The organism is Mycobacterium sp. THU-M104 (genome assembly GCF_049197365.1).
In the GTDB taxonomy this organism is placed as follows: domain Bacteria; phylum Actinomycetota; class Actinomycetes; order Mycobacteriales; family Mycobacteriaceae; genus Mycobacterium.
Map to the genome: position 1 here is coordinate 1 of NZ_JBMIOP010000277.1, position 19,511 is coordinate 19,511.

Here is a 19,511-nt window from a genome sequence, read left to right on the forward strand (position 1 = left end):
ACGAAACCGAGCCGCTGACGTTGTTGGCGGCAACAACTTCGCCTCGGAAGCCCGCCACTACCGCGACCGGATCGTCCCCCACGGTGATTGGGTTGGAGACGCTGCCTGAGGAGCTGATCACCGATACCGTGTCGCTGCCTGCGTTGGCCACGTACACGGAGCCGGTTCCGGGGCTGACCGTTACCGCGTCCGGGTTGCTGCCCACGGTGATGGGATCACCGGTGATGCTGTTTGAGGGGCTGATCACCGTCACCGTGCCGCTACTGACATCGTTGGTGACGTACACGTCGCCGGTGGTGGACTCGCCGCTGGTGGAATTGACCGCCACCCCGTACGGATTGTTGTCCACGTGGATGGTGTCGATGACGGAGAATCCTGACTTCCCCAGGCTGCCCGGATCCCCCGCTACGCCGCCCCACCCACCGGAATGGCCTGCGGCCCCGCCTGCACCCCCGGTTTCTCCGTTGCCGCCGTTGCCGCCGTTGCCACCGTGACCGAAGAGGAACCCGCCCGCGCCTCCGGCACCGCCGCGCCCGCCCGTCCCCGCCCCGGTCGCGGTGGAACCGGTGCCGCCGTTGCCGCCGTTGCCACCGTGACCGAACAGGAATCCGCCCGCACCGCCCGCGCCGCCCGCTTGACCCGCTGCGCCGGAACCGCCGTTACCTCCGTTGCCGAACAGGAACCCTCCGGCACCGCCCGCGCCGCCCGCGTGACCCGCTGCGCCGGAACCGCCGTTACCTCCGTTGCCGAAAATCCATCCACCGGCACCACCGGCCTTACCTGTACCCGCAGCTGCGCTGACACCGTTACCGAACAAGGGCCGCCCGGTCAGGTCGAGAACAGGAGAAAACCAATGCACACCGAGGAAAGACGCGGAGGGTGTCGACAATGTTGACACCACCGAGGATTCCGCATCGGAATACAGACTGGCTCCCGAACCGAGAATGTTGGCGAACCGGGCGTGAAAATTCGTCGCCTGAGTCGCGATCCCCTCAAACACCGCGGCGTGGCTGTTGAACAGCGCACTGATCGCGGCGGACACCTCGTCTTCGGCCATGGCCGGAATGTCGGTGAGGGCGGGTATCTTCGACGAGAGGCTCTCGTCGAGGGACGAACCGATGCCGGTCAAGCTGGAAACTGAGGAAAGAATCTCTTCGGGAATCACGGCAAGAAACGACAAGGTTTTCACAGCTCCAATCTGCGTCAGTGAGACTGATTCGTGTGTGCTGCAAGAACTTTAGCAAGCTTACGACTTTAGCTCTAGGAAGAAATCGGGATAATTCCAGATAATTCGCCCCTGCACCGCCGCCGCCGCGACCACGCCCCAGGCTCGTCACACCCCGCCCTGCCGCCGCGCCATCTGCTTGCAGGCATCGGAGCACCAGCGACGTTTCCGTCCCATTTTCGGATGTCTGAGCATCGCCGCGCACCCATCGCAGCGGCCGGTTGATCCACAAAACATCGACCCGATCTGACTTCGCGCCGCGCTACGGAACGTCGGCGACCGCTTCGCCGGTATCTACCCCGAGTAGCCGTCATCGTGAGACGCGCATCATTCCGGCGCACTCGACCCCCGACGTGACCGGAAAGCACTACATCGACCGCGCTTATCAGGCGGGGAACTACACCGCCGCGCTCGACGCGACAACACATTTCCGGCGAATAAGCGTCGAGCTGAGCCTCATCTACGCGTCGTAAGGAAGAACTGAACCGCCCCTCACTGCATGTTCGGAGCCGCCTAGGAGAATCGAACTCCTGACCTATTCATTACGAGTGAATCGCTCTACCGACTGAGCTAAGGCGGCGCGCCCGCGTGGGGCGGCACGAGTCTAACGCAAGTCAGGATTGCCCGGCTCCTCCTCGGGCCGCCCATACGGCAAGCATCGTCGCCGGGCGACGTCGATTACCCGAGTTCCTGGCCGATGGTGGCGACCATGGCGTCGACGGCGAACTTGGGTTTGACGTTTCTCGCCAGCGCCTCGCGGCATCCCAGCACCGCCTCGATGCAGCGCAGCAGCCGCTCAGGCGTGGCGTGGCGGGCCAGCGCCGCCACCCGCTCGGCCATGTCCGGGTGGTTGGGCCGGATCTCGCACGCACCCGCGGACATCACCAGCGCGTCCCGGAAATACGTCGCCAGGTCGATCAGGGCACGATCCAGTGCGTCCCGCGACGCCCGGGTGTGACGCGACTTCTGCCGCCGTTCCAGGTCTTTGATCGCGCCCGCCCCGCCGCGCAGCGCACCCGCGGCGCCCTTGCCGGTCCCGCCGGCGCCCAGCGCGGTCCGCAGCTCCTCGGTCTCGGCCCCGGCGCGGTCGGCGGTCAACGCCACAGCTTCCGCCGCGGCCGCGGCCACCAGCTCCTCGGCGGCCGCATAAGCCCGCGCCGGGATCGCGGCGTCGCGCACCAGCGCCAGCGCCCGCTCCCGTCGCTGCCGGGCCTCGGGGTCGGTGGCCAGCCGCCGCGCGCGGCCCACGTGGCCGCCGCTGACCGAGGCGGCCCAGCCGGCGGTCTCGGCGTCCACACCGTCGGTGTCGACCAGCACGCCCGCGATCGCCGCCGTCGACGGCGTCACGAGCGCGACGTGGCGGCACCGGGACCGTAGCGTGACCGCGATGTCCTCGGGATCCACCGACGGCGCGCACAGCAGGAACACCGTCGACGGCGGCGGTTCCTCGACGACTTTCAACAGGGCGTTCGCCGCGCCCTCGGTCAACCGGTCGGCGTCCTCGATCACCACGATCTGGCGATGCCCGCCCGAGGGACGGCGCGATGCGATCTGCACGATGGCGCGCATCTCGTCGACCCCGATGGACAGGCCCTCGGGTATCACCCGGCGTACGTCGGCGTGGGTGCCGGCCATCGTCGTCGTGCACGCCCGGCAGCGCCCGCAACCCGGGCCGCCGTCGGCGATCGACCCGGTGCACTGCAGTGCGGCCGCAAAGCACAGCGCCGCCACCGAGCGCCCGGAACCCGGCGGCCCGGTGATGAGCCAGGCATGTGTCATAGTGCCGTCGATGCTGTCGCTGTGAGCGGAATCACCGCGCGCGGCCCTGGCCGCGGCCAGCAGCTCGGCCTCCACCGCCTCCTGGCCCACCAACCGCGTAAACACCCCGGACATCACCGGCAACGCTAGTGACACCGTCCGACGAACACCGGCCGGCCACCGTTTCGCGATCGTTTCGTGACCTAGCCAAGACACGGGCCCCGCCGCCCGACGTGCCGTGGTCCTTAGAGTTTTCCAACAAATAGCCGTGGACCGATACGGTGGATCCATGGCAACCGCGGCAACACTGCCCGGGCGGATCAATGGGTTCGTCCGGTGGGTGGTGCGCACCCCGTGGCCGCTGTTCCTGCTGGGCATGGTGCAGGCCGACATCGTCGGCGCCCTGGTCGTGCTCGGTTTCCTGCGCTACGGCCTGCCGCCCACGGACCGCCTCCAGCTGCAGGATCTTCCGGTCCGTAACCTGGCGGTGTTCGCGGCCTCGCTGGTGGTGTTGTTCCTCGCCGTCTCGGTGGTGAACCTCAAGCTGCTGATGCCCGTCTTCCGCTGGCAGCGCCGCGACAACCTGCTCACCGAAGCCGACCCGGCCGCCACCGAACTCGCGCGCAGCCGGGCGTTGCGCATGCCGTTCTACCGCACGCTCACCAGCATGGCGGCCTGGTGCATCGGCGGTGTGGTGTTCATCGTCGCCAGCTGGTCGGTCGCCGGGTTCGTGGCGCCCGTCGTGGCCGTCGCCATCGGCCTGGGCGCCGCCGCCACCGCGATCATCGGCTACCTGCAGTCCGAGCGGGTGCTGCGGCCGGTCGCCGTCGCCGCACTGCGCAGCGGCGTGCCGGAGAACGTCAAGGCGCCCGGCGTCATCCTGCGGCAGATCCTGTCCTGGATGCTGTCCACCGCCGTGCCGGTGCTGGCGATCGTGCTGGCGGTGGTGGCCGACAAGGCCTCGTTGCTGCACGCCACGCCGGAGAAGTTGTTCACTCCGATCCTGTTGCTGGCCCTGGCGGCGCTGGGCATCGGGTTCGTCAGCACGCTGCTGGTGGCCATGTCGATCGCCGACCCGCTGCGCCAGCTGCGCTGGGCGCTGAGCGAGGTGCAGCGCGGAAACTACAACGCGCACATGCAGATCTATGACGCCAGCGAGCTGGGACTGCTGCAGGCCGGGTTCAACGACATGGTCCGCGACCTGTCCGAGCGGCAGCGGCTGCGGGACCTGTTCGGCCGCTACGTCGGCGAGGACGTGGCCCGCCGGGCCCTGGAGCGGGGCACCGAACTGGGCGGGCAGGAACGTCACGTCGCCGTGCTGTTCGTCGATCTGGTCGGTTCCACCCAGCTGGCCGCGACCCGCCCGCCCGCCGAGGTCGTGCATTTGCTCAACGAATTCTTCCGGGTGGTCGTCGACACCGTCGGCCGGCACGGCGGGTTCGTCAACAAGTTCCAGGGCGACGCCGCGCTGGCCATTTTCGGCGCTCCCATCGAACACCCGGACGCCTCCGGAGGGGCGCTGGCGGCCGCCCGTGAGCTGCACGACGCGCTGCTGCCGGTCATCGGGTCCGCCGAGTTCGGGATCGGGGTGTCAGCCGGGCGGGCCATCGCCGGCCATATCGGCGCGCAGGCCCGCTTCGAGTACACCGTGATCGGCGATCCCGTCAACGAGGCCGCGCGCCTCACCGAGCTGGCCAAGCTGGAGACCGGTCACGTGCTCGCGTCGGCGAACGCGGTCAGCGGCGCGCTGGACGCCGAGGCCCTGTGCTGGGATGTCGGCGAGGTGGTCGAGCTGCGCGGGCGGGTGGCCCCCACCCAGCTGGCCCGGCCGGTGAAGCTCGCCGCCCACGGCGGGGTCACCCGGCAGCCGGTGTCGAGTTAGCCGCGCTTGGCGGGTTTCTTGGCCCCCGATTTGGCGGCAGCCTTGCGCGGCGCGGTTTTCTTGGCGGGCCGCTTCACCGGACCCCGCGCCCGGCGGTCGGCCAGCAGCTCGGCGGCCCGCGCGTCGGTGATCGACGCCACCTCGTCGCCCTTGCGCAGGCTGGCGTTGGTCTCTCCGTCGGTGACATAGGGGCCGAACCGGCCGTCCTTGATCACCATCGGCTTGCCCGACGCCGGATCGGTCCCCAGCTCGCGCAGCGGCGGTGCGGCAGCGGCCTGCCGGCCGCGTCGTTTGGGCTCGGCGTAGATGCGCAGCGCTTCCTCGAGGGTGATGTCGAAGATCTGCTCCTCGGTGGCCAGTGACCGGGAATCGGTGCCGCGCTTGAGGTAGGGCCCGTATCGGCCGTTCTGCGCGGTGATCTGCTCACCCGAGTCGGGGTCGACGCCGACCACGCGGGGCAGCGACAGCAGCGTGAGCGCGTCCTGCAGGGTGACGGTCTGCAGGTCCATGCTGCGCAGCAGCGAACCGGTCCGGGGCTTGGGGCCGGTGGGTTTCTTGCCCTTCTTCGCGGGCGCGGCGGCGCCGCCGTCCTCGTCGGGCGCCGGAGGCAGGACCTCGGTGACGTACGGGCCGTATCGGCCGTCCTTGGCAACGATCTCGTGGCCCGTCTCCGGATCCACCCCGAGCACGCGTCCCTCCTGCGGCGTGGCGAACAGTTCCTCGGCCAGGTCCAGAGTCAGTTCGTCGGGCGTCAGCGAGTCGTTGAGGTTGGCGCGCTGCGGCTTCGGTTCGCCGTCCTCGCCGGTCACCATGCGCTCCAGGTAGGCGCCGTTCTTGCCCACCCGGACATAGACCGGTCGGGCCTGATCGTCGTCGAACAGTGTGATCGAGTTGACCTCGCGGGCGTCGATGCCTTCGAGGTTGACCCCGACCAGCTTCTTCAGCCCCCCGGCGCGGGCCACCGAGTCGGCCACGCCGTGGTCCCCGCCGAAGTAGAAGTTGTTCAACCAGTCGGTGCGCCGTTCCTGGCCCGAGGCGATCGCGTCCAGCTCGTCTTCCATCGCGGCGGTGAAGTCGTAATCGACGAGCCGGCCGAAGTGCTGCTCGAGCAGGCCGGTGACGGCGAACGCCACCCACGAGGGCACCAGCGCGCTGCCCTTCTTGTGGACGTAGCCGCGATCCTGGATGGTCTTGATGATCGACGAGTAGGTCGACGGCCGGCCGATGCCCAGCTCCTCGAGCGCCTTGACCAGCGAGGCCTCCGTGAAGCGCGCCGGCGGGTTGGTGACGTGCCCGTCGGGGGTCAGCTCGCGGGCGGCCAGCCGCTGCCCCTCGGTCAGCTGCGGCAGCCGCCGCTCGGCGTCGTCGGCCTCGCCGCCGGCGAGTTCGTCGACGGTCTCCACATAGGCCTTGAGGAAGCCCGCGAAGGTCAGGGTGCGGCCGCTGGCCGAGAACACCACCTGCTGGTCCCCGGAGCGCCCCGCGATCCGCAGGCTCAACGTGGTCCCGCGCGCGTCAGCCATCTGCGAGGCGACCGTGCGCTGCCAGATGAGCTCGTAGAGCCGGAATTCGTCGCCGTTGAGTTCGCGGCGCACCGCGTCCGGGGTGGCGAACGTCTCACCCGCCGGGCGGATCGCCTCGTGCGCTTCCTGGGCGTTCTTCACCTTGCGGGTGTACTGGCGCGGGGATGCGGCGACGTACTCCTCGCCGTAGAGCTGACGCGCCTGGGTGCGCGCGGCGTCGATGGCCGACTGCGACAGCGTGGTCGAGTCGGTACGCATATAGGTGATGTAGCCGTTCTCGTAGAGCCGCTGGGCGATGCTCATCGTGCGCTCGGCGGAGAACCGCAGCTTGCGGCCCGCCTCCTGCTGCAGCGTGGAGGTCATGAACGGCGGGTAAGGGCGCCGCGTGTAGGGCTTCTCCTCCACCGACGCCACGGAAAGCTCGCTGCCCCGCAAGCCGGCCGCCAGCGCCGTCGCCCGCGCCTCATCCAGCACCACAACGTCCGGGGCGACCCCATCGCCCCGGTTGCGCAGCTGCCCCAGGGAGTCGAAATCGCGGCCGGTGGCCACGCGCATGCCGTCCACGCTGGTCAGTCGGGCGTTGAAGATGGGCGGGGACGCTGTCGGGTCGGACACGCCGGCGTCCAGTTCGGCGACCACATCCCAGTACGACGCGCTGCGGAACGCCATCCGATCGCGCTCGCGCTGCACGATGATCCGGGTGGCCACCGACTGCACCCGACCCGCCGAAAGCCGGGGCGCGACCTTCTTCCACAGCACCGGGCTGACCTCATAGCCGTACAGCCGGTCCATGATGCGACGGGTCTCCTGCGCGTCGACCAGGTCGATGTCCAGGTCGCGCGGGTTGGCCGCGGCCTCGAGGATGGCCGGCTCGGTGATCTCGTGGAACACCATCCGCTTGACCGGGATACGCGGCTTCAGGGTTTCCAGCAGATGCCAGGCGATCGCCTCGCCCTCGCGGTCGCCATCTGTGGCCAGGTAGAGCTCGTCGACGTCTTTGAGCAGGCCCTTCAGCTCGCTGACTGTGCTCTTCTTCTCCGGACTGATGATGTAGAGCGGTTCGAAGTCGTGGTCGACATCGACCCCCAGCCGCGCCCAGGGTTCGGACTTGAACTTCGCGGGGATGTCGGCCGCCGCCCGCGGCAGGTCACGGATGTGGCCCCGCGACGACTCGACGATGTACGCGGAGCCCAGATAGCCGGCCAGCTTTCGCGCCTTGGTCGGCGACTCGACGATCACCAGTCGCCTGGGGCTCCCGTTCACGGCGCCGCCAGGTCTTCTCGGTTCGTTCAGCTTCGGGTCAGCCAACTGCGCTTACGCTCCATCTCTCGTCCCGGCCCCTCGCGAGACCGCCCTGCAGGAAGAATGACAGGCCGAGGGCGAAAATTCCGGTGAACTTCGGGCACGCGGGCGTTCCTTCGTCTTCAGGGCACCTGACAATTTCGCACCCTGGGGCGCGCCTGCGCAAACCGGCTCCGCCGAACGCGGGCCCTGACGCAGCGTCACACCCGCGGCCACGACGCCGACGCGTCCGCGTCGCCAGGTGGCTCCCCCACGTTCTCCACCAGGCGCGACAGGCGTCGGCGACCGCTGATCCGAAGCGCCGGCCGGCCGCCGCGGGTGCCGATCAGGGTGGGTGCAATCCCGACCCGCATGAGGGCCGACGCCAGCGGCGAGTGGGTGTCGGGCGCGTGTGGATCCAGACCCAGCAGATAGTGGTCGCCTTCGGGGCGGCCCGCCGCCAGGGTCCAGGCCCGCAGCTCGCGCGGCCCGGGCAACCACCGCGAAGGCACCGTCTTGACCGCGCCGCGCGTCCATTCGGCGGCGATGGTCACCAACGCCGGGCTCACCGCCGTTCGCACCAACGGGGTGTCCTCCTCCGTGCGGCCGATTTCGGGGACCAGGCCCGCGTCCCGGATCATCTCGGCGAGTGCCGACGCCCGCCAGAGCTGATCCACCACCACCGAGAGCCGGGCACCGTGGTCACCGGGCGCGCCGACCATCACGATCTGCCCGGAAGCCGCCAGCACCCCGGCGAGATCGGTGGCCGCAGGCGGCACCGACTCCGCGGTGAAGAAGGACAGCTGGCTCACGCCACCGACAGTAGGGCAGTTCGGGTATCTGCGCCCCGAGCTGATCGGCGCGGCGTCGCTGTGGCGCGGCCGGGCCACGACAACAACCCCCGGAGGCCCGCTGGACGGGGCCAACCGGGGGTTGTCGTGGGAGCCTGCTCGTCTCTACAGCGAGCGGACGCCGGTGGCCTGGGGGCCCTTCGGGCTGTGGCCGATCTCGAACTCAACCTTCTGGTTTTCCTCAAGGGTGCGGAAGCCCGAACCCTGGATCTCCGTGTAGTGGACAAAAACATCCGCGGAACCGTCTTCGGGGGCGATGAACCCGAAGCCCTTCTCCGCGTTGAACCACTTCACAGTTCCCTGTGGCATTTCTCGATCTTTCCTTTTCTTTTCTTCTGGGTGCGGGGCACCGCTTTTCGGTGCCCCGGGCCTGATACGACCGCCATACCTCGCCGAGTCGCCGGAACTTCACCCGACCGATTAACCTCGCAGGAACCGCGGCCGCAACGTCGATCCTGCGAAAGTGTGACACGAACACAGAAGCTGCGACCCCCAGCAGTCAATCACGTTCGTCGCGTCGGCGACAGACTTGTACCGGCGACGGGGTATCGGAGGGTGCCTGGTGTCCAGTTTCGGCGCCGACCTGCTTGCCGTCGCGCTCGCCGGCGCCGCCGCGGGCGAGCACCCGCTGCGCCACGTCGCCGAGCTGCCCGCGCGCCCCGGGCGGACAGCCGACTGGCCGGACTGGACCGAGCCGGACGTGGTCCGGGCGTTCGCCGAACGCGGCATCACCCGCCCGTGGTCACACCAGGCGCGGGCCGCGGAGCTGGCCCACGCCGGGCGGCACGTGGTGGTCAGCACCGGCACCGCGTCGGGCAAATCGCTGGCCTATCAGCTTCCCGTCCTGCACACCCTGGCCACCGACCCGCGGGCGCGGGTGCTCTACCTGTCGCCCACCAAGGCGCTCGGCCACGACCAGTTGCGCGCCGCGCGCACCCTGACCGAGGCCGTCACGCGGCTGCGTGATCCCGGTCTCGGGGTGGCGCCCACCGCCTACGACGGCGACAGCCCCGCCGAGGTGCGCCGCTTCGCGCGCGAACGCTCCCGCTGGCTGTTCTCCAACCCGGACATGATCCACGTGTCGATGTTGGGCAACCACGCTCGCTGGGCGGCCCTGCTGCGCCGTCTTCGGTTCCTGATCGTCGACGAATGTCATTACTACCGAGGGGTTTTCGGGTCAAACGTGGCCATGGTGCTGCGCCGGCTGCTGCGGGTGTGCGCGCGCTACTCGTCCTACCCGACGGTGATCTTCGCCAGCGCGACCACGGATTCGCCGGGCGCGACGGCCGCCGAGCTGATCGGGCAGCCCGTCGAGGAGGTGACCGACGACGGCTCACCCCGGGGCTCCCGGACGGTGGCCCTGTGGGAGCCGGCGCTGCGCACCGACGTGACGGGCGAACACGGCGCGCCGGTGCGCCGTTCGGCCGGAGCCGAGGCGGCGCAGGTGATGGCCGACCTGGTCGCCGAGGGTGCCCAGACCCTGACGTTCGTGCGGTCGCGCCGGGCCGCGGAGTTGACCGCCCTGGGCGCGCGGGCACGTCTGGACGACGTCGCCCCCGACCTGTCGGGCACGGTCGCGTCGTATCGGGCCGGCTACCTCGCCGAGGACCGCCACGCACTCGAACGTGCGCTGGCCGAGGGCAGGCTGCGCGGTCTGGCCACCACCAACGCGCTGGAGTTGGGCGTGGACATCGCCGGGCTGGACGCGGTGGTGCTGGCCGGGTTCCCGGGCACGGTCGCCTCGTTCTGGCAGCAGGCGGGCCGGTCGGGCCGACGGGGCCAGGGGGCGCTGGTCGTGCTGATCGCCCGCGACGACCCGCTGGACACCTACCTGGTGCACCACCCCGCCGCGCTGCTGGGCAAACCGGTCGAGCGGGTGGTGATCGATCCGGCCAACCCCTATCTGCTGGGCCCGCAACTGCTCTGTGCGGCAACCGAACTGCCACTCGATATGGCCGAAGTGCGGGCTCTGGGCGCGACGGAGGTCGCCGCGGGCCTGGTCGACGAGGGACTGCTGCGGCTGCGCAACGACCGCTATTTCCCCGCGCCAGGCCTGGACCCCCACGGCGCCGTGGACATCCGGGGTGCAGGTGGCCAGATCGTGATCGTGGAGGCCGACACCGGGCGGCTGCTGGGCAGCGTCGGCCTCAGCCAGGCCCCGACCTGCGTCCACCCGGGGGCGGTGTATCTGCACCAGGGCGAGAGCTACGTCGTCGACTCCCTGGACTTCGACAGCGGGATCGCGTTCGTGCACGCCGAGGAACCCGGCCATACGACGTTCGCGCGCGAGCTCACCGACATCGTCGTCACCGGTGACGGCGAACGGAGCGAGTTCGGCTCGGTCACGGTGGGATTGGTGCCGGTCCGGGTCACCCGCCGGCTGGTCGGCTACCTGCGTCGCCGGCTTTCCGGTGAGGTCATCGACTTCGTGGAGCTGGCTCTGCCCGAGCACTCCCTGGAAACGGTCGCGGTCATGTACACCGTCACGCCGGAGGCGTTGCTGGACGGCGGTATCGACGCACCCCGCATCCCCGGGTCGCTGCACGCCGCCGAGCACGCGGCGATCGGGCTGCTGCCGCTGGTGGCCAGCTGCGACCGCGGCGACATCGGCGGGCTGTCCACCGCGACCGGCCCCGACGGCCTGCCGAGTGTGTTCGTCTACGACGGCCACCCCGGCGGGGCGGGGTTCGCCGAACGCGGCTTCCGCCGGGCCGCCACCTGGCTGGGCGCCGCGGCGGAGGCCGTCGAGGCGTGCGAATGCAAGCGGGGCTGCCCGTCGTGCGTGCAGTCACCCAAATGCGGCAACGGCAACGACCCGCTCGACAAGGCCGGCGCGGTGACGGTGCTGCGGCTGGTGCTGGGGCGGTTGGTCGGCGAATCGCGCTGAACAGGTCGGATCCAGCCCGACGCGTTAACGGACGGCTGCCGGGTGTTGACGAACCGCTGACTGACCGCTCGTCGGCGTCAACACGTGGGTAGGTTTTAGCCCGAAATTACCGTTCGTGTCAGACCGAGGGGGCTGCGATGTCGTTGGTGGTGGTGCCGGACGCGATGGGGACGGCCGCGGGAAATCTGGCCGATCTCGGCTCCAGAATCGACACGGCCAACGCGGCCGCGGCCGCACGGATCACGGGGGCTGCCGACGGCCCAGGACGAGGTCTCGGCGGCCATCGCGGCGCTGTTCTCCACCCACGGTAGCGACTTTCAGGCGCTGGGCGCGCGGGCGGCGGCGTTCCACGACCAGTTCGTGCAGCAGTTGACCGCGACGACGCACTCCTACGCCACCGCCGAGGCCGCCACCGTTTCGGCGTTCACGGCCAATCCGGTGCAGTCGATACAGCAGGCCGTGCTCGGCGCGATCAACGCGCCCAGCCTGGCGCTCACCGACCGCCCGCTGATCGGTAACGGGGGCAACGGGGGCAATGCGGCGCTGCTCGGCGATCGGGGTGCCGGCGGCGGAGTGGGCAACTCCGCCGGTGGAGACGCCGGGACGGACGGGACGGGCGGCGACGCCGGCCTGCTCGGCAACGCGGGCGCCGGCGGGGAGGGCGGCAACAGCTCTGGTGTCGGTGGCGGCGACGGCGGCAACGGCGGTAACGCCGTGCTGATCGGCGACGGCGGCAACGGCGGACTCGGCGGTAACAGCGAAACTGGCGGCGCGCCTGGGTTGCTGGTGGGCGCTCCCGGGGTCGACGGGACGACGCCGTAGCCGGCCGTTTCTGCTCACCGGCACGCCGATAGGGCGGGCCGCCCGCCGGGTCCGGGGACGCGGCGCGGCCGGTAAACTGCGCGCATGGCCCACGACTGGTTGCTCGTGGAGACGTTGGGGGGCGACCCGGCTGTCGTGGCGCAGGGCCGGCAGCTGCAGAATCTCGTCCCGATCACCGCACTCCTGCGCCGGGGCCGGTACCTGCCCGCGGTGCGGACCGCGATCGCGGAGTCGGTGCAGACCGGCCAGCCGTTCACCAGCATCACCTCCAAGCGGGACCGTGTCATTCGCACCGAACCGGTGGTGATGTCCGACGGCCGCGTCCACGGCGTGCACGTGTGGATCGGCCCCCCCGACGAAGATCCGCCCGAACGGCCCATCCCCGGCCCGCTGAAGTGGGACCTGACGCTGGGCGTGGCCACCGATACGCAGGAATCGCTCACCAACAGCGGCAAGAATCCCGAAATCGGGGTCACCCTGGGCAGGGCGTTCACCGAAGACCTGCCGTCGCGCGAGCTCAACCCGAACGAAGCCAAGGTGCTGGCCCTGGCCGTCGAAGCCGGGCCGGACCAGACATTTTGCAGCACCTGGGATTTCACCGACTGGCAGAGCATGCCCATCCGGATCGGCTTCGTCGCCCGCACCGCGCTGGAGGTGGGCCCCGACGGCCGTGACCACCTCGTCGCGCGAGCGATGAACTGGCGCGCCGCAGTGGAAGGCCCCGTCGTGTCCACCGACGAACTGGCGCAGCGGATCCTGGCGGGACTCGCGCGGGCCGGGGTTCACCGGGCGCTGGTCGACCTCGCGGACTGGACTCTGCTGCAATGGCTCGACGAGCCGTGCCCGTTCTACAACCGGCGCGCCGGCACTGTGGGCAAACCCGACGTTCACCCCGACGACGAACACTTGCTGGCCTCGATGACAGCGGAATGCGGCGACGGTGCGGCCGGCCGGGTGTTGCGGATGCCCGGACACGACGCGGATTGGGTACCCGTGCACGTCACCGTCAACCGGGTGGAACTGCAACCGCAGACCTTCGCCGGGTTGATCTCGCTGCGGCTGCCCAGCGACGCCGAACTCGCCGTGGCCGGACTGGTGCAAGGCGACGCGACGTGACCATCCGGGGCCGGCGGGTCCCGCCCGGGCGGCCGCCCGGGCGGTGCCGCCTGGCCCCCTCCAGCCGACGGCCACGGCCACTGTGACGACAACGTCGAGCCCGTCCACCTCGCAGCCGGTCGCAGCGGCCCCCATCCGGTAGGCCACCGCTGCGGCGTGTGCGCAGGCCGCAGCCGCCCCCGCCGGCAGCCGGGCCGCAGCGGCCAGCGCGGCCAGATCGGCCGCCGCCTGCGCCCGATGCCGGGCCACCACCACCGCGCCGAGCGCGGCGCCCGCCACCGTGATGCACAGCACCACCACGACCATGGCGGCCGCGACCACGGTGGCCGACCCGCCCTCATCCCGGCACCTCGGCCGCCGAGAAAGTCGTGGCGCCGATGTCGAGGGCGGGCAACAGCGGCGAGCGCGCGACGACCGTGGCCACCACGAGATCGCCGTCCCGATGAACCTCGATGCGCGCCCCCGCAGGTGCGATGCGGCGGGCGGTGTCGAGCGCCGCGCGCTGGTCGCCGCGCGCGGCCAGACGTGCGGCCTCGCGGGCCGCGTCGACGCAGCGCACCTGCATGGACACCGCCGTGACACCGCCCAGGCACAGCACGAACACCGCCACCAGCGCAGCGATCGCCAGGGCCGCCTCGACAGTGCTCGCACCCGCACAGTCCGCTAGACCTTGGTGTTGAGCGCGCGACCGATAATGTTGGTCAGCGCCGACACGACCGAATCGCCGGTGACGACCGCGTAGAGGATCGCACCGAAGGCCGCGGCAGCCAAAGTGCCGATGGCATACTCGACCGTCGACATGCCCGACTCGTCGACCGCCAGGGCGGTCACGCGAGCCAGAAATATACGGAACATGTTGGCCAACAATGTTTTTCCTTCCTCGTTCACTTATCACAGCAGACCCGACTGCAGGACGTTGTGCGCCAGCCCGGCCACCACCGGAACGACGCCCAGACAGAAGAACGCCGGCAGGAAACACAGCCCGAGCGGCCCGGCGATCAAGACCCCGGCGCGCTCGGCGGCCGCGGCGGCCGCGTGCACGGCGTCGTGGCGGGACTGGTCGGCCAGTTCGGCGACTCCGCCGGCCAGGGCCGCGCCGGAGGCCGCCGAACGCCGGGCCAGTCGCAGCAGCGCATCGGTCTGCGCGTCGGGTGCCCCGACCGGTGAAACCGCCGAAACCGACCACGCCACGGCGGGATCGGCGCCCAGCGCCAGCAGGTCGGCGGCGCGGCGCAACACCGCCGCCAGCACGGGCGGGGCGGATCCGGCGGTGGCCGCCGCGGCAGCCGGCACCGCCATGCCCGCCGCCAGGCACACCGACAGGATGTCGAGGCTGGAGGCGACGGCGAGCGGGTCCGGACCGTGCGCCCGGGCCCGCGGCGGCCTCCGGAGCGGGTCCCGTGCCCGCGCGGGTATACCGGCGCGCGCCCGCACCAGCGCCGGGCCGGGGCCCACCCACAGCGCCACGGCCAGCAGCACCGCCGCGGCATTCATCCGAACAGCCGATCGGTGATGCGATCCGACCACAGCAGCCCCCCGCACGCCAGCGTCGAACCGGCAACCAACAGCCATCCCCCCACGTGCCCGCCCAGCAGGAAACTCAGTGGGCGCGCGCCGATCAGCTCACCGAGAAGCACCCCCGGCACCGGGAGCCCGGCCAAAATGGCGGCGGTGGCGCGCGCGCCCGCCATACCCGCCCCCACTCGCGTCGAGAACCGTTGCCGCTCGGCGATATCGCGCTGCGCGGCGCGCATCAGGGTGGCTATCGCCAGCCCGTGCTCACCAGCGAGCTGCCAGCACACCGCGAGTCGATACCAGTGCGCGGGCAGCGACGACGAACCCGCCGCGGTGCGCAGGCCGGCAGCGACGTCGGCGCCCAGCCGGGCCCGCGCCGCGACCGAGCGCAGCGACACCGCGACCGGGCCGGCGGTCTCGTCGGCGGCGACACCGAACGCACGCACCGGATGAGAACCCACCCGCAGTTCGCCGGCGACGACGTCGAAGGCGGTTTCCAGCATCCGGCCCTCGTCCATGGCTTGGCGGATGCGGCGACGGCGGCGGTGACGCAGGACCGCCGTGACGCCCAGGACCGCGCCGGCCAGGACCGTCGTCGGCGACAAAGCCGCGGCGGCCGCGACCGCGCTGCCCGCGACGATGCACCCGGCCGCGCTCACCGCGGGCAGCCCGGCCCGCCGGCGGCCGACCGCTCCCCGGATGAGGCGGCGGTGCGACGACCCGGGCAGCGCCAGCAGCGCCAGCGCCAGCAGCAGCGCCACGAGGACTGGCCCGCTCATGTCGGCATCCGGTCGCGCAGCAGCCGACGCAGCGCGTCGGCACCCTCTGTGTGTCCCCGCCCCGCGCGCCACGCCGCGACCGCCCGAACCCGGCCGTCCGCCGGGCGCAGCACAGCGATCTCGGTCAGCCTGCGAGCGCCGGCCCCGTCACGGGCCACGTGCAGCAGCACCTGCACCGCGGCGGCCAGCTGGCTGTGCAGCGCGGCCTGATCGAGACCACCGAGCGCCGCCAGCGCCTCCAGCCGGGCGGGAACCTCCGAGGGGTTGTTGGCGTGCACGGTGCCCGCCCCGCCGTCATGACCGGTGTTCAGCGCGGCCAGCAGATCAACGACCTCGGCGCCCCGCACCTCCCCGACGACGATGCGGTCGGGCCGCATGCGCAGCGCCTGCCGGACGAGTTGGCGCACCGGGACCTCGCCGACACCTTCGACGTTCGCGCAACGCGCGACCAGCTTGACCACGTGCGGGTGCCGGGGCGCCAGCTCGGCGGCGTCCTCTACGCAGACGATCCGCTCGGTCGGCGCGACCGCACCCAGCATCGCCGCCAGCAACGTCGTCTTGCCTGCCCCGGTGCCGCCGCACACCAGGAATGCCAACCGGGCGGCGATGACGGCGCTCACCAGCTCGGCGGCCTCGGGGTCGATCGTGCCCGCCGCGGCCAGGGCCGCCAGGTCCTGGGTGGCGGGCCGCAACACGCGCAGCGACAGGCAGGTGCCCGCGGGCGCCACCGGTGGCAGCACCGCGTGCAGACGCACCGCGACCCGTGCGCCACCGACTCCGGTGAGCTGCCCGTCCACCCACGGCTGGGCGTCGTCGAGACGCCGGCCCGCGGCCAACGCCAGGCGCTGGGCCAACCGCCGCACCGCGGCCTCGTCGGAGAATCGGATCCCCGCGCGGCGCAGGCCGTTCCCGTCATCGACCCACACCGCGTCCGGTGCCGTCACCAAGACGTCGGTCGTGTCGTCCGCGCGCAGCAGGGGTTCGAGGATGCCGGCACCGATCAGTTCGGTCTCGAGCACCCGGAGATGGGCGAGCACCTCGGTGTCCCCGAGCATGCCGCCGGATTCGGCGCGGATCGCGGCGGCGACCGCCTCGGGCCGCAGCGGGGACCACAGCGGAGCGGCCTCGGCGGCCAGCCGCTCACGTACGCGTTCGATCAGGGAGCCGTTCACGCCGCCCTGCCGATCTGGGGCGACCCCGCCCGGGACAACACGGCAAGTACCCGGCGCGCCGCGGCCGTCAGCGGCGACCGCCGCCCGGGCCGCAGGCCGCCACGCTCGAGCTGATCGGCGAGTTGCGGCTGAGCCCGCATCGCCGCGAGCAGCGGCAGGCCGGTGACCTCGGCGACCTCGGTGGCCCGCAAGCCGCCCGGCGCCGGGCCACGCACCACCAGGCCAACGTTGGGGTTGAGCGCCGTCAACGACTCCGCCATCGCGGCGGTGGCCGCGCACCCGCGCACGTGGCAGGGGGTGACCACCACGACGAGATCGGCCGCATCGAGTGCGGCCTGCGCCGCATCGGCGAGACGGCGCGGCAGGTCGCACACCACGGTGACCGCCCCGCGCCGGCCCGCATCGATGACGGCGTCGACCGGCCCGGGCTCGAGGTCGTAGGCGCGCCGGGTGCCGGACAGCACGCTGATACCCCGATACCGGGGCAGGGCATCACGCACGGCCGGCCAGGTCAGCCGGCCGCCCTGCAATGCCAGGTCGGGCCAGCGCAGGCCCGGTGTGGTCTCACAACCCACCAGCAGATCGAGTCCACCGCCCCACGGATCGAGGTCCACCAGCAGCGCGCCGGCCGCCGCGTGCGCCAGGGCGGTCGCGAACAGCGAGGCGCCCGCCCCGCCACACCCCCCGACGACGGCGACCACGTCGCCGCGCACGCCGTCATCGCGCACCGCTTCCACGGCGTCGGCGAGTCCGCGGATCAGCTCGTGATCCTGCCCGGGCAGCCGCAGCACCCGTTCGGCTCCGGCCGCGATGGCCGCCGACCACGTCGCCGTGGCGGGTTCGGCGGCGGTCACCACGAAGACACGGGCGCGCCGGGGCAGCCCCACCTGCCCGCACCCTTGCGCCGCCGCCTCGTCGAGCAGCACCGCGGCGGCGGCCGCCCAGTTCTTACGGCTCACCGCCGGTGCTCCACCCGCGTGCACGATCCGGACTCCGACGGCCGCGGCCATCCGGTCCAGCTCGGCGCGCAACGACGGCTCGGTCAACACCGCCAACACGGCCGGCGCCCCGGCGCTGCGTGCAGTACTGGTCACGCACCCACCGTGCAGGGCGGCGATCGTGGGACAACAGTCCCAAAGCCGCATTTGTGGATAGAGACGCCACTGTGCACAACCATGACCGGGGCGCGTGCACACCGCGGCGGAATACGCGCTCGCCCGCAACGTGAGACAGAATCGGCCAGGCCGGCCGGCAAGGAGATTTCCCACAACAGAAAAGGGACGACCCCCGCCAGGGGGGGAGGAGGCGAGGGTCGTCGTGTATCAGCCCCGGGGGGTCGGGCTGATACACCCTCGGCTCACGCCGAGTGATGCTTACTATACACACGACAGTGCCGACCAACGCAAGTGGTTGTTCCATCGAGATCACATGTTGGGATGCAAAGACACTGCTCACCCGCGCAGAGCGGACTTGCCGCCCACTGTTTTCGGTGCAACGCCCCGGCACCGTCCGATCCCCGACCTATGCTGAGTCGGTGACCGTCTCCGATCCGGCCGCGCAGCAGCAGGCAACACCGACAGCGAGTGCGAGTAGCTCTCCGCAGCCCCGCACCGCCGCTTTCTTCGACGTGGACAAGACGATCATCGCCAAGTCCAGCACACTGGCATTCAGCAAACCCTTCTTCGATCAGGGTCTGCTCAACCGCCGCGCGGTACTCAAGTCCAGCTACGCCCAGTTCATTTTCCTGCTCTCCGGCGCCGATCATGACCAGATGGACCGCATGCGCGCTCACATGACGAACATGTGCACCGGCTGGGACGTGGAACAGGTCCGGGCGATCGTCAACGAGACCCTGCACGACATCGTGACCCCGCTGGTCTTCGCCGAAGCCGCGGACCTGATCGCGGCGCACAAGTTGTTCGGCCGCGACGTCGTGCTGGTTTCGGCGTCCGGCGAGGAGATCGTCGCACCGATCGCCCGGGCGCTGGGCGCCACCCACGCGATGGCGACGCGCATGGTCGTCGAGGACGGCAAGTACACCGGCGAGATCGCGTTCTACTGCTACGGCCAGGGCAAGGTGCAGGCGATCAAGGAGTTGGCCGCCCGGGAGGGCTACCCGCTGGAACACTGCTACGCCTACTCCGACTCCATCACCGACCTGCCCATGCTGGAGGCCGTCGGCCATCCCAGCGTGGTCAATCCCGACCGCAGCCTGCGCAAGGAAGCCATCGATCGCGGATGGCCGGTACTGGCGTTCTCCCGGCCGGTGTCGCTGCGCGACCGGATCCCCGCCCCGTCGGGCGCCGCGATCGCCACCACTGTCGCGGTGGGGATCAGCGCGCTGGCCGCCGGGGCGGTCACCTACTCGCTGCTGCGCCGCTTCGGCATCTGAGCGGGAGTGGTAGCGCGCACCCGGCCAACCCGAACATCGGGTACGTTTTCGCGATCTTTACGGATTCGGGCCTTGCCGCGCTCGAGGTCTGGTAGTACAAAGGAAACCACGGCAGCCCGGCAAGGCCTAGTTCGGTCCGGAAGAGAAGGATCGTTCTCCCGACCCGGGCACCCCAGCACGGTTCTCGGCACCCACGCGGAGTCACAGCCGCGATAATGGCAAAAGTGTTGCGGGCCTGCGTAATTGCGAATCTCGAAGGGATCGACGGTCCTTTGGGTGGGACTGCAACCGGAGGCTTCGCGAGATCG

16 protein-coding genes, 1 tRNA gene and 2 pseudogenes are annotated in these 19,511 nt (G+C 71.0%); 6 read left to right on the plus strand and 13 right to left on the minus strand.

Features of this window, described 5'->3' with window-relative positions:
* From ACOJVU_RS19750 to ACOJVU_RS19760, 3 genes are all read right to left on the minus strand, one after another.
* The coding region (locus ACOJVU_RS19750) for a PE domain-containing protein (RefSeq protein ID WP_421531329.1) at positions 1-1,129 on the minus strand (1,129 nt) is incomplete at its 3' end.
* A gap of 603 nt (positions 1,130-1,732) precedes the next feature.
* A tRNA-Thr gene (locus tag ACOJVU_RS19755) sits at positions 1,733-1,805 on the minus strand.
* A gap of 98 nt (positions 1,806-1,903) precedes the next feature.
* On the minus strand, positions 1,904-3,118 hold the full coding sequence (locus tag ACOJVU_RS19760) for a DNA polymerase III subunit delta' (RefSeq protein WP_421531330.1): 1,215 nt from the start codon (positions 3,116-3,118) through the stop codon (positions 1,904-1,906).
* A gap of 154 nt (positions 3,119-3,272) precedes the next feature.
* On the opposite strand from ACOJVU_RS19760, the gene ACOJVU_RS19765 reads away from it, so the two are divergent.
* Entirely contained in the window at positions 3,273-4,865 is a 1,593-nt protein-coding gene (locus ACOJVU_RS19765) for an adenylate/guanylate cyclase domain-containing protein (RefSeq protein ID WP_421531331.1), read from the plus strand.
* Here ACOJVU_RS19765 and topA read toward each other — a convergent pair.
* From topA to cspA, 3 genes are all read right to left on the minus strand, one after another.
* The gene (gene topA / locus ACOJVU_RS19770) at positions 4,862-7,696 is read right to left on the minus strand and encodes a type I DNA topoisomerase (protein WP_421531332.1); all 2,835 of its coding nucleotides are present in this window, start codon (positions 7,694-7,696) and stop codon (positions 4,862-4,864) included. The two genes, ACOJVU_RS19765 and topA, sit on opposite strands and share 4 nt — an antisense overlap.
* 194 nt (positions 7,697-7,890) lie before the next feature.
* Positions 7,891-8,481 carry a hypothetical protein gene (locus ACOJVU_RS19775; protein WP_421531333.1) on the minus strand — a complete coding sequence of 197 codons (591 nt, stop codon included), beginning with the start codon at positions 8,479-8,481 and terminating at the stop codon, positions 7,891-7,893.
* Between the two features lie 144 nt (positions 8,482-8,625).
* Entirely contained in the window at positions 8,626-8,829 is a 204-nt protein-coding gene (gene cspA / locus ACOJVU_RS19780; protein WP_007772268.1) for a cold shock protein CspA, read from the minus strand.
* Positions 8,830-9,082: 253 nt separating this feature from the next.
* Here cspA and ACOJVU_RS19785 point away from each other — a divergent pair, with 253 nt between their 5' ends.
* The 4 genes and pseudogenes from ACOJVU_RS19785 (at position 9,083) to ACOJVU_RS19800 (ending at position 13,345) form a co-directional block, all read left to right on the plus strand.
* Complete coding sequence (locus tag ACOJVU_RS19785) at positions 9,083-11,407, plus strand: DEAD/DEAH box helicase (RefSeq protein ID WP_421531334.1); 2,325 nt, start codon at positions 9,083-9,085, stop codon at positions 11,405-11,407.
* A 164-nt stretch (positions 11,408-11,571) separates the two neighbouring features.
* A pseudogene (locus ACOJVU_RS19790) lies at positions 11,572-11,758 on the plus strand (PE family protein); the annotation flags it as partial.
* 9 nt (positions 11,759-11,767) lie between these two features.
* The gene (locus ACOJVU_RS19795; RefSeq protein WP_421531373.1) at positions 11,768-12,229 is read left to right on the plus strand and encodes a hypothetical protein; all 462 of its coding nucleotides are present in this window, start codon (positions 11,768-11,770) and stop codon (positions 12,227-12,229) included.
* Positions 12,230-12,313: 84 nt separating this feature from the next.
* On the plus strand, positions 12,314-13,345 hold the full coding sequence (locus ACOJVU_RS19800) for a PAS domain-containing protein (protein WP_421531335.1): 1,032 nt from the start codon (positions 12,314-12,316) through the stop codon (positions 13,343-13,345).
* Positions 13,346-13,420: 75 nt separating this feature from the next.
* On the opposite strand, the pseudogene ACOJVU_RS19805 reads toward ACOJVU_RS19800, so the two are convergent.
* From ACOJVU_RS19805 to ssd, 7 genes and pseudogenes are all read right to left on the minus strand, one after another.
* Positions 13,421-13,651 (minus strand): annotated as a pseudogene (locus ACOJVU_RS19805) (Rv3654c family TadE-like protein); the annotation flags it as partial.
* 31 nt (positions 13,652-13,682) lie between these two features.
* Entirely contained in the window at positions 13,683-13,973 is a 291-nt protein-coding gene (locus tag ACOJVU_RS19810) for a TadE family type IV pilus minor pilin (protein WP_421531367.1), read from the minus strand.
* A gap of 35 nt (positions 13,974-14,008) precedes the next feature.
* Positions 14,009-14,200, minus strand: a complete 192-nt coding sequence (locus ACOJVU_RS19815; RefSeq protein WP_421531336.1) for a DUF4244 domain-containing protein — start codon at positions 14,198-14,200, stop codon at positions 14,009-14,011.
* Positions 14,201-14,236: 36 nt separating this feature from the next.
* Complete coding sequence (locus ACOJVU_RS19820) at positions 14,237-14,839, minus strand: type II secretion system F family protein (protein WP_421531337.1); 603 nt, start codon at positions 14,837-14,839, stop codon at positions 14,237-14,239.
* Positions 14,836-15,639, minus strand: coding sequence for a type II secretion system F family protein (locus ACOJVU_RS19825; protein ID WP_421531338.1), 804 nt, complete (start codon positions 15,637-15,639; stop codon positions 14,836-14,838). The genes ACOJVU_RS19820 and ACOJVU_RS19825 overlap by 4 nt, the downstream gene beginning before the upstream one ends.
* On the minus strand, positions 15,636-16,811 hold the full coding sequence (locus ACOJVU_RS19830; protein ID WP_421531339.1) for a TadA family conjugal transfer-associated ATPase: 1,176 nt from the start codon (positions 16,809-16,811) through the stop codon (positions 15,636-15,638). The genes ACOJVU_RS19825 and ACOJVU_RS19830 overlap by 4 nt, the downstream gene beginning before the upstream one ends.
* Positions 16,808-17,860, minus strand: a complete 1,053-nt coding sequence (gene ssd, locus ACOJVU_RS19835; RefSeq protein WP_421531368.1) for a septum site-determining protein Ssd — start codon at positions 17,858-17,860, stop codon at positions 16,808-16,810. The genes ACOJVU_RS19830 and ssd overlap by 4 nt, the downstream gene beginning before the upstream one ends.
* 485 nt (positions 17,861-18,345) lie before the next feature.
* Between ssd and ACOJVU_RS19840 the strand changes: the two genes are divergently transcribed.
* Positions 18,346-19,203, plus strand: a complete 858-nt coding sequence (locus ACOJVU_RS19840; protein ID WP_421531340.1) for an HAD-IB family hydrolase — start codon at positions 18,346-18,348, stop codon at positions 19,201-19,203.
* Positions 19,204-19,511: the final 308 nt, after the last annotated feature.

Excerpts from the sequence above, each read along its gene's own strand:
- ACOJVU_RS19765 (WP_421531331.1), top strand. The coding sequence starts at position 3,273 with ATGGCAACCGCGGCAACACTGCCCGGGCGGATCAATGGGTTCGTCCGG.
- ACOJVU_RS19760 (WP_421531330.1), bottom strand. The coding sequence starts at position 3,118 with ATGTCCGGGGTGTTTACGCGGTTGGTGGGCCAGGAGGCGGTGGAGGCC.
- cspA (WP_007772268.1), bottom strand. The coding sequence starts at position 8,829 with ATGCCACAGGGAACTGTGAAGTGGTTCAACGCGGAGAAGGGCTTCGGG.
- ACOJVU_RS19825 (WP_421531338.1), bottom strand. The coding sequence starts at position 15,639 with ATGAGCGGGCCAGTCCTCGTGGCGCTGCTGCTGGCGCTGGCGCTGCTG.
- ACOJVU_RS19815 (WP_421531336.1), bottom strand. The coding sequence starts at position 14,200 with ATGTTCCGTATATTTCTGGCTCGCGTGACCGCCCTGGCGGTCGACGAG.
- ACOJVU_RS19800 (WP_421531335.1), top strand. The coding sequence starts at position 12,314 with ATGGCCCACGACTGGTTGCTCGTGGAGACGTTGGGGGGCGACCCGGCT.
- ACOJVU_RS19820 (WP_421531337.1), bottom strand. The coding sequence starts at position 14,839 with ATGAATGCCGCGGCGGTGCTGCTGGCCGTGGCGCTGTGGGTGGGCCCC.